The organism is Bradyrhizobium sp. USDA 4486 (assembly GCF_054057995.1).
In genome coordinates, this window is sequence record NZ_JBSRZV010000001.1 from 6,534,534 (window position 1) to 6,549,507 (window position 14,974).

Annotated in this window: 12 protein-coding genes; 2 read left to right on the top strand and 10 right to left on the bottom strand. The window is 66.4% G+C overall.

All coding sequences use genetic code 11. The features are described 5' to 3' along the window. The first annotated feature begins 79 nt into the window (after positions 1-79). Positions 80-1,417, top strand: coding sequence for an argininosuccinate synthase (gene argG, locus ACVWY3_RS30840; protein WP_456841832.1), 1,338 nt, complete (start codon positions 80-82; stop codon positions 1,415-1,417). Positions 1,418-1,654: 237 nt separating this feature from the next. Here argG and ACVWY3_RS30845 read toward each other — a convergent pair whose 3' ends face one another. The 10 genes from ACVWY3_RS30845 to sdhC all read right to left on the bottom strand — a co-directional run bounded on the left by ACVWY3_RS30845 (position 1,655) and on the right by sdhC (position 13,575). After that, positions 1,655-3,859 carry an OmpA family protein gene (locus tag ACVWY3_RS30845; RefSeq protein WP_456841833.1) on the bottom strand — a complete coding sequence of 735 codons (2,205 nt, stop codon included), beginning with the start codon at positions 3,857-3,859 and terminating at the stop codon, positions 1,655-1,657. A gap of 185 nt (positions 3,860-4,044) precedes the next feature. Further along, a complete protein-coding gene (locus ACVWY3_RS30850) occupies positions 4,045-4,287 on the bottom strand; it encodes a hypothetical protein (protein WP_456843499.1) in 243 nt (80 codons plus the stop codon). An 84-nt stretch (positions 4,288-4,371) separates the two neighbouring features. Continuing rightward, positions 4,372-4,758, bottom strand: a complete 387-nt coding sequence (locus ACVWY3_RS30855; protein ID WP_456841834.1) for a VOC family protein — start codon at positions 4,756-4,758, stop codon at positions 4,372-4,374. A gap of 24 nt (positions 4,759-4,782) precedes the next feature. Next, entirely contained in the window at positions 4,783-5,607 is an 825-nt protein-coding gene (locus ACVWY3_RS30860) for an FkbM family methyltransferase (RefSeq protein ID WP_456841835.1), read from the bottom strand. Positions 5,608-5,702: 95 nt separating this feature from the next. Next, positions 5,703-7,658, bottom strand: a complete 1,956-nt coding sequence (locus ACVWY3_RS30865) for an ABC transporter ATP-binding protein/permease (protein WP_456841836.1) — start codon at positions 7,656-7,658, stop codon at positions 5,703-5,705. A gap of 53 nt (positions 7,659-7,711) precedes the next feature. Continuing rightward, entirely contained in the window at positions 7,712-9,850 is a 2,139-nt protein-coding gene (locus tag ACVWY3_RS30870; protein ID WP_456841837.1) for an ATP-binding protein, read from the bottom strand. A gap of 193 nt (positions 9,851-10,043) precedes the next feature. After that, entirely contained in the window at positions 10,044-10,826 is a 783-nt protein-coding gene (locus ACVWY3_RS30875) for a succinate dehydrogenase iron-sulfur subunit (RefSeq protein ID WP_456841838.1), read from the bottom strand. 110 nt (positions 10,827-10,936) lie between these two features. Next, the gene (sdhA, locus tag ACVWY3_RS30880) at positions 10,937-12,772 is read right to left on the bottom strand and encodes a succinate dehydrogenase flavoprotein subunit (RefSeq protein WP_456841839.1); all 1,836 of its coding nucleotides are present in this window, start codon (positions 12,770-12,772) and stop codon (positions 10,937-10,939) included. A gap of 3 nt (positions 12,773-12,775) precedes the next feature. Continuing rightward, positions 12,776-13,180: a succinate dehydrogenase, hydrophobic membrane anchor protein gene (gene sdhD, locus ACVWY3_RS30885; RefSeq protein ID WP_456841840.1), complete on the bottom strand. Its 405-nt coding sequence runs from the start codon at positions 13,178-13,180 to the stop codon at positions 12,776-12,778. Beyond that, complete coding sequence (gene sdhC / locus ACVWY3_RS30890) at positions 13,177-13,575, bottom strand: succinate dehydrogenase, cytochrome b556 subunit (protein ID WP_456841841.1); 399 nt, start codon at positions 13,573-13,575, stop codon at positions 13,177-13,179. The genes sdhD and sdhC overlap by 4 nt, the downstream gene beginning before the upstream one ends. Before the next feature lie 526 nt (positions 13,576-14,101). Here sdhC and ACVWY3_RS30895 point away from each other — a divergent pair. Continuing rightward, positions 14,102-14,962 (top strand): sulfite exporter TauE/SafE family protein, encoded by an 861-nt coding sequence (locus ACVWY3_RS30895; RefSeq protein ID WP_456841842.1) that lies wholly within the window; start codon positions 14,102-14,104, stop codon positions 14,960-14,962. Positions 14,963-14,974 lie beyond the last annotated feature (12 nt).

Consider the following 14,974-nt stretch of genomic DNA (forward strand, 5'->3'; position numbering starts at 1 on the left):
GCCGAGGCGTGCGAAATTTGTTATTCGCCCGATCAGTTCCTCCCTGACACCAGCCCTTTGAGACCCGATTGGAAGCCCCATGACCACGATCCTGAAAAGCCTGCCCAAGGGTGAGAAAGTCGGAATCGCTTTTTCCGGCGGTCTCGACACGAGCGCGGCGCTGCTCTGGATGAGGCAGAAGGGTGCGCGCTGCTACGCCTACACCGCCAATCTCGGCCAGCCCGATGAGGCCGACTACAACGAGATCCCGCGCAAGGCCGAAGCGTTCGGCGCCGAGAAGGCCGTGTTGGTCGATTGCCGCACGCAGCTGGTGCACGAAGGCATCGCCGCGATCCAGTCCAGTGCCTTCCACATCTCGACCGGCGGCATCACCTATTTCAACACCACGCCGCTCGGGCGCGCGGTGACCGGCACGATGCTGGTCGCCGCGATGAAGGAGGATGGCGTCAACATCTGGGGCGACGGCTCGACCTTCAAGGGCAACGACATCGAGCGCTTCTACCGCTACGGCCTTTTGACCAATGCTGCCTTGCGCATCTACAAGCCCTGGCTCGATCAGCAGTTCATCGACGAGCTCGGCGGCCGCGCCGAGATGTCGGCGTTCATGACGGCGCAGGGCTTTGCCTACAAGATGAGCGCGGAGAAGGCGTATTCGACCGACAGCAATCTGCTCGGCGCGACCCACGAGGCGAAGGATCTCGAAAGCCTCGACAGCGGCATCAAGATCGTCAACCCGATCATGGGCGTGCCGTTCTGGCGCGACGACTGTGCCGTGAAGGCCGAGAAGGTCGTGGTGCGTTTCGAGGAGGGCCAACCGGTCGCGTTGAACGGCGAGACCTTCACCGATCCCGTCGCGCTGTTCCTCGAAGCCAACGCGATCGGCGGCCGCCATGGCCTCGGCATGAGCGACCAGATCGAGAACCGTATCATCGAGGCCAAGAGCCGCGGCATCTACGAGGCGCCCGGCATGGCACTGCTGCACATCGCCTATGAGCGTCTCGTCACCGGCATCCACAACGAGGACACCATTGAGCAGTACCGCATCAGCGGCATGCGGCTCGGACGTCTGCTCTATCAGGGCCGCTGGTTCGATTCGCAGGCCCTGATGCTGCGCGAGACCGCGCAGCGCTGGGTCGCGCGCGCTGTCACCGGCGAGGTCACGCTGGAGCTGCGCCGCGGCAACGACTATTCGATCCTCAACACCGAGAGCCCGAACCTCACCTACGCGCCGGAACGGCTCAGCATGGAGAAGATCGAGGACGCCGCCTTCACGCCGGCCGACCGCATCGGTCAGCTCACCATGCGCAACCTCGACATCGCCGACACCCGCACCAAGCTTAAGCTCTACAGCGACACCGGCCTGCTCTCCGGCAGCGAAGGCTCGCAGATCTTCCGCCTCGAGAGCGACAAGGATTGATGCGTCCCGTGTCCCGGACAAGCGTTGCGGCACTGAGCCGGGAGCCAGAATCCGTAGCGTGGGCAAAGGCGCAACGCGCCGTGCCCACCATCTTTTTCCGATCGTGACGAAGATGGTGGGCACGCTTCGCTTTGCCCACCCTACGATGGCTGCGTGCTGCACTGCGTCCGGGGCACGAGAGTCGCGAAAACAAAAATGGCCGGGATCGCTCCCGGCCATTTGCGCTTGTGTGTGCGATTACCGCGGCGGCGCGGTGCCGGGCGGGGGCGGCGGCAACGAGGCCGTGCCGCCATTGAGCAGCGGCGTGATGCGGCGGATGGTGACGCGTCGGTTGATCCGGCTCGGCCCCTGCGTCTGCTCCTTCAGGTACTGCTCGCCGTAACCCTGGGACGTCAGGTTCTCCGCGGGCACGCCAAACTGCTGCGTCAGCAATTCGGCCGCGGCCTGCGCGCGGCGGTCCGACAGCGACAGATTGTCGACGTCGTTGCCGACCGCGTCTGTGTGTCCCTCGATCAGGAACACCTCGCGCGGGTTGCGCTGGATCGCCTGGTTGAGGCCGTCGGCAATCACCTGCAGCCGGGCCGCCTGGTCGGGCGGGATGGTCCACGATCCCGTCTCGAAGTTGATCGTGTTGACGTCGATGCTCGGCATCTGCATGCGAACATTGGGGCTGTAGCGGATCTCGTCGAGCGAGTAACGCCGCTCGATCCGCTGCACCGGCGGTGCCTGCATGGTCGCGTAGATCACGTCCGGCGAGGCCTCCTCGGCGTCGACGATGTAGCGATCATAGGGAATGTTCACGACCGGCGGCGGCACGTCGACATAGAAGCCGCCGACCGCGCGCGGATCGCGGTAGCTGTTGTCGATGATGACGATCTCGCGCCCGCCGGGGTCCCTGCGGATGCGCCGCAACAGCGAACCGTCCGGACCGACCACGGTGATCACCTCGCTGCCATCGGGGCGGACCACGACAGTGCGGGTTTCGCCGCCTTCGTTGAAGGTGCGGATGTCGCGGGCGCCATAGCGGAAGCGATAGAGATCGTTGCCGCGGACATAGGCCTGCCCGCCCGGATCGCGGATGATGATGCGGTCCGGCTCGGTGTAGACGGTGCGGCCGCCCTCGACGATCTCCTGTCGCTGGTTATGCATGTCGGCGATGGTGGCGCCGATCACGGCGCCGGCCACCACGCCTGCACCGATCGCGAGCGGGGTCAGGTCACGCTGTGGTGGACGCGGCGGAGGCGGCAGCGGTGCTGCGACCGCCGGCGCGGCCTGGAAGGCCGGGGCAACCGTCGGCGGACGGTATTGGGCCCGATCGGGCGGTGGCGTAGCAGCCGCGGAGCCGGGGACGACCGTCGGAGCTGCAGCGCCTGCCGGCGCCGCAGCTCGGGGCGGGAGACCGCCGGCCTGGGGCGGCGCAGCGGGAGCTCCGGCCGCAGGCGCGCCAGCAGGTGGCGTTCCACCCTGTTGGCCGGGCGTCGGCGTGGCCGTCGGGGCTGGAGTTGCGCCAGGCGCTGGCGCCGCTGCACCGGAGCGTCCGGGCGGCGGGGTCGGAGTGCCAGTGGGGGCCGGCGTGGCCGTGGCTCCCGGCGCCGGCGATCCCGCGGCCGGCGGCGTGCCCGGGCGTCCGCCGCCGGGCGGCGGTCCGCCGGGACGGCCCGCTGGCGGTGCGCCAGGCGTGGCGCCCGGAGCGGGCGTTGCGGTCGGCGCGGGCGTTATCGTCGGAGCGGGCGTCGCTGCCGGGGCGGGCGTCGCTGGCGCGCCGGGGCGGGCCGCAGGTGCAGCCGCTGCAGGCGGGGTCGCGGGTGTTGTCGGCGTTGCCGTCGGCGCAGGTGCGGGACGCGCCGCAGCTGGAGGCGGCGGAGGTGGAGGCGTCGGGGTCGGATGAGCTGCGGGCGGCGGGGCGGCCGTCGGGGCATGCTGCTGCGGAGCCGCGGCAGGCGGCGGCGCGGACGGCGTCGGTGCCGGACGAGCTGCAGGCGGTGCCGGAGGCGGCGGCGTCGGGGCATGCTGCTGCGGAGCCGGGGCCGGAGGCGGCGCTGCAGGCTGCTTCGGAGCGGCAGGCGGCGGGGGCGGTGGCGGAGCAGCCGGACGGGCCGCGGGTGGAGGCGGCGGCGGAGGCGCTGCAGGACGAGGCGGTGCGGCAGCCGGCGGTGGTGCGGCCGGCGGGTGAGGCGGTGCGGCAGCCGGCGGCGGCGAGGCGGGCGGATGAGGCGGCGCCGCAGCAGGCGGCGGTGCAGCCGGGCGCGCGGGTGCCGCGGGCGGTGCAGCCGCTGGCGGTCCCTTCGGCGGCTGCTTCGGTTTTCCGTCAGGGCCCGTCTCTTGGGTCTGGGCCTGCGCGACCACGAGTGGCGAAGCGCTTTGCGCATGCGATGCGGAGCTTGCCAATTGCATCGCGGTCAGAGCCGTGGTCGCAAGCAGCACGAAACGAAGGTTGGTCATGTGGTGAAATTCCCCGGAAGGTTCTTTGACGAAGTGTTGGGATGAACAGCTACGCGTTAGGCCGGATTGTGGCGGGCGAAGCCGTCGCGGGCCGATTTATTTCTGCATGTAAATCACGTCACTACGGCGACGTTCATTGCGCATTCAGACGCTGGTTGCAATCGCCTCACATGTGATGCTTCGTCTCATGTGTGATCTCGCGGCGAACTTGCATCCGTCGCAGGATTCGGTGTGCGCGGTCCGTTCGGTCCGCGTGGCGGAATCTCTTCAGGGATGCGGCCCGGCAGTTCGTCGGGCCGCGGTGATTCGCCGGGCTCGCGCACCGGTGGCGTGATTTCAGGCTGCGGGTTGCCCGGCGGAATTCCCGGCGGCGGCTCGCTCGGAGTCCCTGGTGTCGACGGCGGAATCTCGGGCGGTTCGATCGGCATCAGCATCATCGACATCAGTTGTCCGGAGGACGACAACGATGATCGCGCGCGGATGTTCCTTGTCGTGCCGTCCCGGAAACTGCTCTATTCCGGTGCGTGACAGACCGCTTCGATGTTGTGCCCGTCGGGGTCGAGCACGAACGCGCCATAATAGTTCGCGTGATAATGCGGACGAATGCCGGGCGCGCCGTTGTCGCGGCCGCCAGCCGCCATCGCCGCCTTGTAGAAAGCGTCGACCGTGGCACGGTCTTTCGCCGCGATGGCGACGTGCACCGGCTTGTTCATCGCGCCTTCGGCACCGAACCAGAACTCCGGCTTGCCGTTCGCGCCGAAGCCGGCTGCTGCGGCGTGACCGGTCTGCTCCGCCGTCACTTCCATGATCAGGCTGTAGCCGAGCGGCGCCAGCGCCTTGGCGTAGAACGCCTTCGCGCGCTCATAGTCGGAGACGGAGAAACCCAAATGGTCGATCATCGTAACCTCCGTAGTTGACGCCCGTCAGCGCGACAGGAACGTATTGCTCCGCGTCCTGCGCGCGATCGTAAAGCCGCGCGCGACCATGTCGGCAATACAATCCTGCTGCCATTCGTTTTGTGACAGATGCTCGATCACCACCGCGCGCGGCCACAGCGGTTGCGGCGCGTCGCGGAAGAAGCCGATCAGCACGCGGTCCTCGAAGCCCTCGACGTCGATCTTGAGCGAATCGACCTGCGTGATGCCGGCCTCTTCCATAATCCTTGTCAGCCGCAGCGACGGCACCTTGATGGCCTCGGCACTGGCGGCGCCGGTGACGACATGGGTGGCGCCGAGATTGCCGCCGCCGCTTTCGATCATCAACTCGCCGTCGCTGTCGCCCGCCGCGGCCTGCACCAGGCGCACCTGCGTTGCTCTCGATGCGGCGTGGTTGAACGAGAGTCGCCCGAAGGTCAGCGGATGTGGCTCGATCGCGACAACCTTGCCTGATGGTCCGACCTGCCTCGCCATGACCAAAGCAAATGTGCCGACATTGGCGCCGACATCGACGAACGTGCCGCCCGCTGGGGTGTGCTGGCGCAGGAAGTCGAGTTCGTCGAGATTGTAGTCGGGATTGAACAGCGCGCCGCGCTCGGTCGCGCTGCCCTGGTGATAGAGCCGGAACGAGGCGCCCTGGTACTGCACGTCGATCGGCCCGCCGCGCAGCAGATTCACCAGCCGCGACATCCACGGACGGAACGCCCCACGCTTCAGTCCCGACTGTTGCGTCAGGCGAATGATCACGGCCTGCGCCGCATTCGGCGCAAACGCGCCGAATGGCGCGGTTGATGGAGTGTTGTCGCGTGTCAAGCAGGCGGTCCTTGTTGCAGGCGGCGCATGCATAGCCGGTTTTGATGGGGGCCACAATTTCACTGTCGTCCCGCTTTCGCCGGGGCGACGGAGCCTCACGCCGCCTTCTTCGGCGCCTTCCGCTGCCTCAGGAATCGCCCGAGCAGCCTGCGCTTGCCTTTGCGCGGGATCAGGTCGACGTCGCTGACGAGTTTGGCGCCGCCTTTGCGACGTTCCAGCACGATCTTGCGGCTGTGGAAGGCTTCCAGTTCGACGCGATGCGCGACGCTGACGATGGTCGCCTTCGGCAGCTCGTCGGTGACCATTTTCATCATCTTGTCCTGGCTTTTCTCGTCGAGCGCGGAGGTCGCTTCATCGAGCACGACGATGTCGGGGTTGTGCAGCAACAGCCGCGCGAAAGCGAGGCGCTGTTTCTCGCCGCCCGAGAGCGTCTGGTCCCAGGGTCCCTCTTCCTCGATCTTCTCCTTGAGATGATCGAGGCCGACCTTGTGCAGGGCCTCGCCGATCTCCGCTGCGCTCCAGCTGTCGACCGCGCCGGGATAGGCGACGGCACGGCGCAGCGATCCCGACGGGACATAGGGCCGCTGCGGCAGCATGAACAGCCGCCGGTCGGCATGGAAATTGACGCTGCCGCCGCCCCAGGGCCACAGACCTGCGATGGCGCGCACCAGCGTGCTCTTGCCGGTCCCGGATTCACCGGCGACCAGGAGGCGCTCGCCGGGCTCGATCACGACTTCGGTCTCGCCGACCACGGCGGTGCCGTCATCGAGCGTGACGGACAGATCCTTCAGCTCCAGCATGGCCTCGTTATTGGTTTCGCCGCGCTTGATGCGGCCGAAGCCGTCGCCCTGCTCGGCGCGTTCGAGAGCGTCGAGCGACATCATCAGCGAGGCGATGCGGCGCGCGCAGGCATTCCAGTCGGCGAGCCGCGGATAATTGTCGACCAGCCAGCCGAACGCGCTCTGCACGATGGTGAAGGCGGAGGCCGCCTGCATCACCTGGCCGAGCGTCATGCTGCCGTCGAGGAATTTCGGCGCGCAGAGCAGCAGCGGCACGACGGGAGCAACGAGGCTCGATCCTTGCGACACCAGCGTGGTGCGCATGTGCTGGCCGGCCAAGCGTGCCCATTGTCGCAGCACGCCGGTAAATTTGCGGTCGATGCCGTCGCGCTCTTCCTCCTCTCCGCCGAGCAGCGCGATGCTCTCGCCGTTCTCGCGCACGCGCGTCAGCGTGTAGCGAAAGTCAGCTTCGGCCTGGTTCTTGTCCTCGGAGACCTGCACGAAGCGCCGGCCGATCACCATGATCGAGCCGGATGCGATCGCAGCGTAGAGGATCGCGGCGATCACGAGGAAGCCTGGAATGGTGATAGCGGCTCCGCCGAGCGTCACGGTGAGCGCGCCGCCGATGGTCCAGAGCACGACGATGAAGGTTGCGGCCGAGAGCAGCGCCGAGGTCACGCCGGCGAGGAAATCGACCGGCGAATCGGTCGCGATACGCAGATCCTCGGCGATGCGGTATTCCGGATTGTCGTGGTCGCCGCCGACGAGATTGAGCTGGTAATAGCGGCCGTTCGTGAGCCATCGCGTCAGCACGCTTGCAGTCAGCCAGGCGCGCCAGCGCCGCTGGATCCCCATGCGCGCAAATACCTGCGCCACGCCGAGCACGATGCTGCCGATCGCGAGCGGAAAGAACATCGCGGTGAGATGAAACACGCTCGCCGCGTCGCGCTTCTCGATGGCGTCGAAGATCGCACGATTCCAGACGTTGATGCCGTATTGGAAACCAACGGTGAGGACGATCAGCACGCCGAGGCCGATCGAGAACGGCCAGGCCAGCCGGTCGCCGTTGCGGCCCCAGAAGCCCCGCGCGCTGATCCAGAACCGCGCCAGCAGATAATCCTTGCGCACCTGCTCGGCTTCCTCCGGCGACAGCTCGGGGTCGGGCTCGAGCAATTCCGTCGGTGGCGGGGCGACGTCATCGCCATTCTCGCCGGTGATCTCGACGATGGGCGGCTTGTCGCCCTGTTCGCGCTTTGCGGCCGGCTTCTGCATGCGCGGACAACGCAAAGGAAATCAATCGGTTCCCTTCGGTTCCAGGAGGCCGGTCATTCCGCGGCGCCGTCGCGCACCCGGCGCAGCCGCGCCGCCCTGTAGAGCACCTGCGACAGCTCCTCGATCGAATAGGGCTTCTGCACGAGCTCGAAACCGACGCTGCCCTCGTGGGCAAGCGCCTCGCTATAGCCGGTCGTCAGCACCACCGGCACGCCGATGCCGCGGTCGCGGATGGCGTGCGCGAGGTCGAGCCCGGTCATTCCCGGCATCACCACGTCCGAGAACACGACATCGAAGCGGTCCGCGTCCACGACGAGCTCGGCGAGCGCATCGGTTGCGTTGTCGACGAGCGTGATGCTGTAGCCGAGCCCGGTGAGGCCGTCGGCTGCGAAATTGGCGAGCTCGATATTGTCCTCGACCACCAGCACCGACATGCCGCTGCCGGCCAATGCCGGCGCCGTGTTCGGCGCCTGACGCTGCGGCAGCAGGTCCGGCGGCACGCGCGGCAGATAAAGCGTGAAGGTGCTGCCCTGACCGACCTCGCTGATCACGGTCACCTCGCCGCCGGACTGCCGGGCGAAGCCGAACACCTGCGACAGGCCAAGACCAGTGCCGTGGCCGACCTGCTTGGTGGTGAAGAACGGCTCGAAGATGCGGCCGAGCCGCGCGGCAGGAATGCCGATGCCGGTGTCGCTGACTGCGACGCTGACGAAACCGTGGCTGCCGACGAGATGTGCCAGCGACTCCGGAACGGTCGCCGCCGGTTGAACGGCCAAGGTGATCCTGCCCTTGCTCTGCATGGCATCGCGCGCATTGGTCGCCATGTTGATCAGCGCGGTCTCGAACTGGCCGGCATCGGCATTGACGAGGCAGGGCTCGGCCGGCAGCCGGATCGCGATCTCGATCGCCGAGCCGAGCAGGGTCGCGAGCATGTCGTGCAGCGATCGTATCCGCTCGCCGACGTCGAACACTTCCGGCTTCAAGGTCTGCCGCCGCGCAAAGGCGAGCAGCTGCGAGGTCAGCTTGGCCGCGCGCGCGACGGCGTCCGCGATCGCGGTGACGTAGCGCTGCCGCCGCTCCTCGGTCAGCTGCGGCCGGTTCAACAGGTCGACCGAGGCGCGGATCACCGTCAGCAGATTGTTGAAGTCGTGCGCGACGCCGCCGGTGAGCTGCCCGAGCGCCTCAAGCCGCTGGCTGTGCTTGAGCGCCTCCTCGGCATCGCGGCGCGCGGCGGCCTCGGCCTGCAGATGCTGGGTGCGGCGGAACGCGAATGCCAGCAGCAGGAACAGCAGCGCGGTGGCGGGAACACCGAACACCAGATGCTGGCCGATCGTGGCGTACCAGCGCGCGCGAATCGCCGAGGTCTCGAGGCCCGCGCTGACATAGATCGGATATTCGGCTACGCGCCGATAGCCGATGCGCCGCTCGACCCCGTCCGAGGCCCAGTCGATGGTCATGAGGCCGCGGTCCGGGTGAACTGCGATCTTCTGGCCAACCGGCCCGGTTGGATCGAGCCGGAGGTCGCGGTCGAGCCGCGGAAAGTGCGCCAGCACCGTCCCATCGGTGCGTCCGATCGCGAAGAAGCTGCCCGGGTCGGAGCCGATCCTGGCATAAAAGCTCTCGAAATATTCCGGCAGGACCGACGCCTGGATCACGCCGATGAAGCGGCCGTCGTCGGAATCGCGGCGGCGGCTGACGCCGAAGAAACGCGCGCCCTGGTAGGGCGGCCGCGGCGTCAGCGGCGTGCCGATGAAGGTGCCGATGGCCTGGTCGACATGAGCGAGAAAGTAGTCGCGGTCGGCAAAGCTTTGGTCCGGCGGCGGTGAGACGAGGCTGTTGACCAGCGATCGCCCGTCCGCATCGAAGATCCAGGCCGATTTCAACTGCGGCAGCGAATCGGTCAGGCGCTTCAGGCGCTGGTGCAGCGCCGGCTCGCGCGCGCGGATCGCATCATCCGAAAGGCCGCGCACCACCTCGTTGATCTCGGCAAGGCTCCGGTCGATGGTCTCGAACACCTTCAGCGCGTGCTCATGGGCGACGTCGAGCGTGCGCTCGATCTCACGGTCGGCGATGTCGTTGGTCGAGGTGTAGGCGATCGTGGAGGCGAAGACGAACAGCGCAATCGGAAGCGCCAGGGATGCAGCCATCATCCACTGCAACAGTCTCAGCGAGTTGCGTTGCGCGCCCTGCACGGTCGGTCCCGGTCCCTGGCCGGGGAGCTTACTTGAATTTCGCGCCGGGAAGGAAGCGGCTTGTCGCGGGAACCTTTGGTTGTATTCCAAGGATTCGCCCGCGACGCGGGTCGTGGCAAAATCTACTCAAACTGATGTCGATCGTAGAATGCCCCCGCCGCCGCGGCGGCCGGGGCCTTGGCGTGACTGAGGCCTAGATCTGGCGCTCGACCATCTTGAGCTTGAGCTCGGCGATGGCTTCCGCCGGGTTCAGGCCCTTCGGGCAGGCCTTGGCGCAGTTCATGATGGTGTGGCAGCGATAGAGCCGGAACGGGTCCTCGAGATTGTCGAGCCGCTCGCCGGTCGCCTCGTCGCGCGAATCGGAGACCCAGCGGTTGGCCTGGAGCAGCGCGGCGGGACCAAGATAGCGCTCGCTGTTCCACCAATAGCTTGGGCAGGAGGTCGAGCAGCAGGCGCACAGGATGCACTCGTAGAGGCCGTCAAGCTTCTCGCGGTCCTCGTGGCTCTGGCGCCATTCCTTCTGCGGCGTCGGCGAGGTCGTCTTCAGCCATGGCTCGACCGAAGCGTACTGTGCGTAGAAATTGGTGAGGTCAGGAACGAGATCCTTCACGACGGGCTGATGCGGCAGCGGGTTGATCTTGACCGCGCCGTCCTTGACGTCGTGCATCGAGCGGGTGCAGGCGAGCGTGTTCTGGCCGTCGATATTCATGGCGCAGGAGCCGCAGACGCCTTCGCGGCAGGAGCGGCGGAAGGTCAGCGTGGGGTCGATGTGGTTCTTGATCCAGATCAGACCGTCCAGCACCATCGGACCGCAATCATTGGTGTCGACGTAATAGGTGTCGACGCTCGGATTCTTGCCGTCATCGGGATTCCAGCGATAGACGCGGAACTCGCGCAGCTCGGTCGCGCCCGCGGGCTTCGGCCAGGTCTTGCCGCCAGTGATCTTGGAGTTCTTCGGAAGTGCGAATTCAACCATTGCTCTAACCTTTCGTCATTCCGGGATGGTCCGAAGGACCAGACCCGGAATCTCGAGATTCCGGGTTCGATGCTACGCAGCGCCCCGGAATGACGAGCACCTGTTGCTTCTCAATACACGCGCGCCTTGGGCGGGATGTACTGCACGTCGTTGGTCATGGTGTAGTCGTGAACCGGGCGGTACTCGATCCTGACCTTGCCGGAATCGTCCAGCCAGGCCAGCGTGTGCTTCATCCAGTTCTTGTCGTCGCGCTCGGAGAAGTCCTCGCGGGCATGGGCGCCGCGGCTCTCGGTGCGATTGGCGGCCGAGTTCATCGTCACCACCGCCTGCGAGATCAGATTGTCGAATTCGAGCGTCTCGACCAGGTCCGAATTCCACACCAGCGAGCGGTCGGATACGGCAATGTCGGTGATGCCGCTGTGGACCTTCTGGATCAGGTTCTGACCTTCGCTCAGCACTTCGCCGGTGCGGAACACCGCGCAATTGTTCTGCATGACGTGCTGCATGCCCTCGCGCAGCTTCGCGGTTGGCGTGCCGCCGGAGGCGTAGCGGTAGTGGTCGAGGCGACCGAGGGCGAGCTCGGCCGAGTTCGCCGGCAGCTCCGGCTGCTTGGCATTGGGCGTGAGCTTCTCGGCGAGGCGCAGCGCTGCGGCACGGCCGAACACCACGAGGTCGATCAGCGAGTTGGAGCCAAGGCGGTTGGCGCCGTGCACGGAGACGCAGGCGGCTTCGCCGATCGCCATCAGGCCGGGGATGACCGCGTTGTCGTCGCCATCCTTCTTGGTCAGCACTTCGCCGTGATAGTTGGTGGGGATGCCGCCCATGTTGTAGTGCACGGTCGGCACGATCGGGATCGGCTCGCGCGTCACATCGACGTTGGCGAAGATCTTTGCGGACTCGGAGATGCCCGGCAGGCGCTCGGCGAGCACTGCGGGATCGAGATGGTCGAGATGCAGGAAGATGTGGTCCTTCTTCTTGCCGACGCCGCGCCCCTCGCGGATCTCGATGGTCATCGCGCGCGAGACGACGTCGCGCGAGGCGAGGTCCTTCGCGGAGGGCGCATAGCGCTCCATGAAGCGTTCGCCCTCGGAGTTGACGAGATAGCCGCCTTCGCCGCGGGCGCCTTCGGTGACGAGGCAGCCCGAGCCGTAGATGCCGGTCGGGTGGAACTGCACGAACTCCATGTCCTGCAGCGGCAGGCCCGCGCGCAGCACCATGCCGCCGCCGTCACCGGTGCAGGTGTGCGCCGAGGTGCAGGAGGCGTAGGCGCGGCCGTAGCCGCCGGTGGCGAGGATCACGGTCTGGGCGCGGAAGCGGTGCAGCGTGCCGTCGTCCAGCTTAAGCGCGATGACGCCGCGGCAGGTGCCCTGGTCGTCCATGATCAGGTCGATAGCGAAGAACTCGATGAAGAACTCGGCCGCGTGGCGCAGCGACTGGCCATACATCGTGTGCAGCATGGCGTGGCCGGTGCGGTCGGCGGCGGCGCAGGTGCGCTGTGCCTGGCTCTTGCCGAACTCGGTGGTCATGCCGCCGAACGGACGCTGGTAGATCTTGCCGTCCTCGGTGCGCGAGAACGGCACGCCCCAATGCTCGAGCTCGTAGACCGCGTCGGGCGCGTTGCGCACCATGTATTCGATCGCGTCCTGGTCGCCGAGCCAGTCCGATCCCTTCACGGTATCGTACATGTGCCAGCGCCAGTCGTCCTTGTGCATGTTGCCGAGCGAGGCCGAGATGCCGCCCTGCGCCGCTACCGTGTGCGAGCGGGTCGGAAACACCTTGGTGATGCAGGCGGTCTTCAGGCCGGCTTCGCTGCAGCCGACCACGGCGCGCAGGCCCGCGCCGCCGGCGCCGACCACGACGACGTCATAGGTGTGGTCTTCGATCGGATAGGCCTTGCCGTTGGTGGCGGGAGCGCCGTTGCCCTTGCCATTCGTCTCGTTGGCCATGGGTTACACTCCGGATGACAGTTGGAGGATCGCGTAGATCGAGGCGAGCGCGACCGCGATCGAGAAGAAATTGTTGAGCATGATCGAAGCGAGCTTCAGCTTCTCGTTGTGGACGTAATCCTCGATCACGACCTGCATGCCGATCTTCATGTGCCAGGCGCTGGCGACGATGAAGAGCACCATGATGATGGCGATCGGCAGCGAGCCGAGGATCTGCTTGGCGCCGGCCTGGTTGCGGCCGAGCAGCATCATGATGACGACGACCACCGGGATCATCAGCAACACCATCGCCACCGCGGTGACGCGCTGGCGCCAGAAGTCGCCGGTGCCGGAATGCGCGGCGCCGAGATTGCGCACGCGGCCGAGCGGGGTGCGCATGCTGTGCTTCGGCGTATCGGTTGCGCTCATCGTCCACCTCCGATCGCATAGGCGATGATCCAGATCAGCACCGTCAGCGCGATGCCGCCGATCAGCGCGCCCCAGGTCAGCGCTTCGCGCTCATTGGCCTTGAAGCCAAAGCCGAGGTCCCACACGAAGTGCCGGATGCCGCTGAGCATATGGTGCATCAGCGCCCAGGTGTAACCGAACACGATCAGTCGGCCGATGATGCTGCCGGTGAAGGCCTGGACATGGGCGTAGGCGGCGGGGCCGGAGGCCGCCGCGATCAGCCACCAGGCCAGCAGCAGGGTTCCGACGTAGAGGGCAATACCAGTGGCGCGGTGGACGATGGAGAGCGCCATCGTCAGGGTCCAGCGGTATGTTTGGATGTGGGGAGAAAGCGGTCGTTCGATCCGTGCGGTCATGGGCTTTGATGTTGTATGGCGGCCCAACAGGGCGCGCGCGGGGATCGCGAGAGGTCGGCTCTATTTACGGAGTCGGTTTCGCCTGCGCAATCACCAAATCGCCAAGAATCGAACAACCGGTTCAGCTCTAGACCGTTGATGAAACAAGGCCAATCAGGGGCTTGGTATACCAGGACGATGGCGTACCCACTAAGAAGCGAATATAAATTCATCTGTTGTGATATGAGGCGAGGCGCGTTGAAATCGCTATTGGAACGCCTCTAAGCCTTCACCCTCAGGTCACACTTCGAACCAGTCAGTTCATGACGGCTGAGGCGGCGCGAACGCTGAATGAGTCGTCGGTCAATTTCCGTCGCACGCACTGAATTTTCGCCGGGCGGTTGGATATGCGCAACCTGCATCCCACCCAAGACGACGGGGCGCCGCGTGTCGACCACGCAAATCAGATCACCTACAGCTTGGACCGCAGCCGAATCCGAGCGCGAGCCTCGGAGACGCCAGCGACCAGTTGCCGGGGCAGGTCAGGGTGATTCCAGGTCTTGATATCAAGGAGATCGTCGAGCTCGCGCTGCTGTTGATCGCAACCGGCGCGCTCTCGGGATTCCTGGCCGGCGTGTTCGGTATCGGCGGCGGGGCGATCCTCGTGCCGGTGTTCTACGAATGCTTCCGCATTGCCGGCGTGCCGCTGGAGGTGCGAATGCCGCTCTGCGTCGGCACCTCGCTGGCGGTGATCATTCCGACGTCGATCCGCTCGTTCCAGGCGCACTACAAGCGCGGTGCGGTCGACATGTCGATCCTGCGGGTCTGGTGGCTGCCGATCCTGATCGGCGTTGTCTCGGGGAGCGTCGTCGCGCGCTTCGCGCCTGAGCGGCTGTTCAAGATCGTGTTCGTGTGTGTCGCCTATTCGGCCGCGGCGCGACTGATCTTCGCGCGCGAGGGCTGGAAGTTCGGCGATGATCTGCCCGAGGGCTTTTTGATGCGCATCTACGGCTTCTGCGTCGGCATCCTCTCGACGCTGATGGGCATCGGCGGCGGGCTGTTCTCGAATTTGCTGATGACCTTCTACAGCCGGCCGATCCATCAGGCCGTGGCGACCTCGTCGGCGCTCGCCGTGCTGATCTCGATCCCCGGCGCGCTCGGCTACATCTACGCCGGCTGGCCCGCGGCTGCGACCTATCCGTCCGTCGCCGCCCTGCAAATCCCGTTCGCGCTCGGCTACGTCTCGCTGATCGGCGCCGTGCTGGTGATGCCGATGAGCCTCGTGACGGCGCCGCTGGGCGTGCGAGCCGCGCACGCGATGTCGAAGCGAACGCTGGAGGCGGCGTTCGGGTGTTATCTGTTCATCGTGGGTAGCCGGTTTGTGATCAGTCTGGCGGGTGGGCAGTAGCCGCCCCGCCCA

Coding starts and splice junctions, on each gene's coding strand:
- sdhD (WP_456841840.1), bottom strand. CDS start 13,180: ATGAGCGCAACCGATACGCCGAAGCACAGCATGCGCACCCCGCTCGGC.
- ACVWY3_RS30855 (WP_456841834.1), bottom strand. CDS start 4,758: ATGATCGACCATTTGGGTTTCTCCGTCTCCGACTATGAGCGCGCGAAG.
- sdhA (WP_456841839.1), bottom strand. CDS start 12,772: ATGGCCAACGAGACGAATGGCAAGGGCAACGGCGCTCCCGCCACCAAC.
- ACVWY3_RS30875 (WP_456841838.1), bottom strand. CDS start 10,826: ATGGTTGAATTCGCACTTCCGAAGAACTCCAAGATCACTGGCGGCAAG.
- argG (WP_456841832.1), top strand. CDS start 80: ATGACCACGATCCTGAAAAGCCTGCCCAAGGGTGAGAAAGTCGGAATC.
- ACVWY3_RS30845 (WP_456841833.1), bottom strand. CDS start 3,859: ATGACCAACCTTCGTTTCGTGCTGCTTGCGACCACGGCTCTGACCGCG.
- ACVWY3_RS30865 (WP_456841836.1), bottom strand. CDS start 7,658: ATGCAGAAGCCGGCCGCAAAGCGCGAACAGGGCGACAAGCCGCCCATC.
- ACVWY3_RS30850 (WP_456843499.1), bottom strand. CDS start 4,287: ATGCCGATCGAACCGCCCGAGATTCCGCCGTCGACACCAGGGACTCCG.
- sdhC (WP_456841841.1), bottom strand. CDS start 13,575: ATGACCGCACGGATCGAACGACCGCTTTCTCCCCACATCCAAACATAC.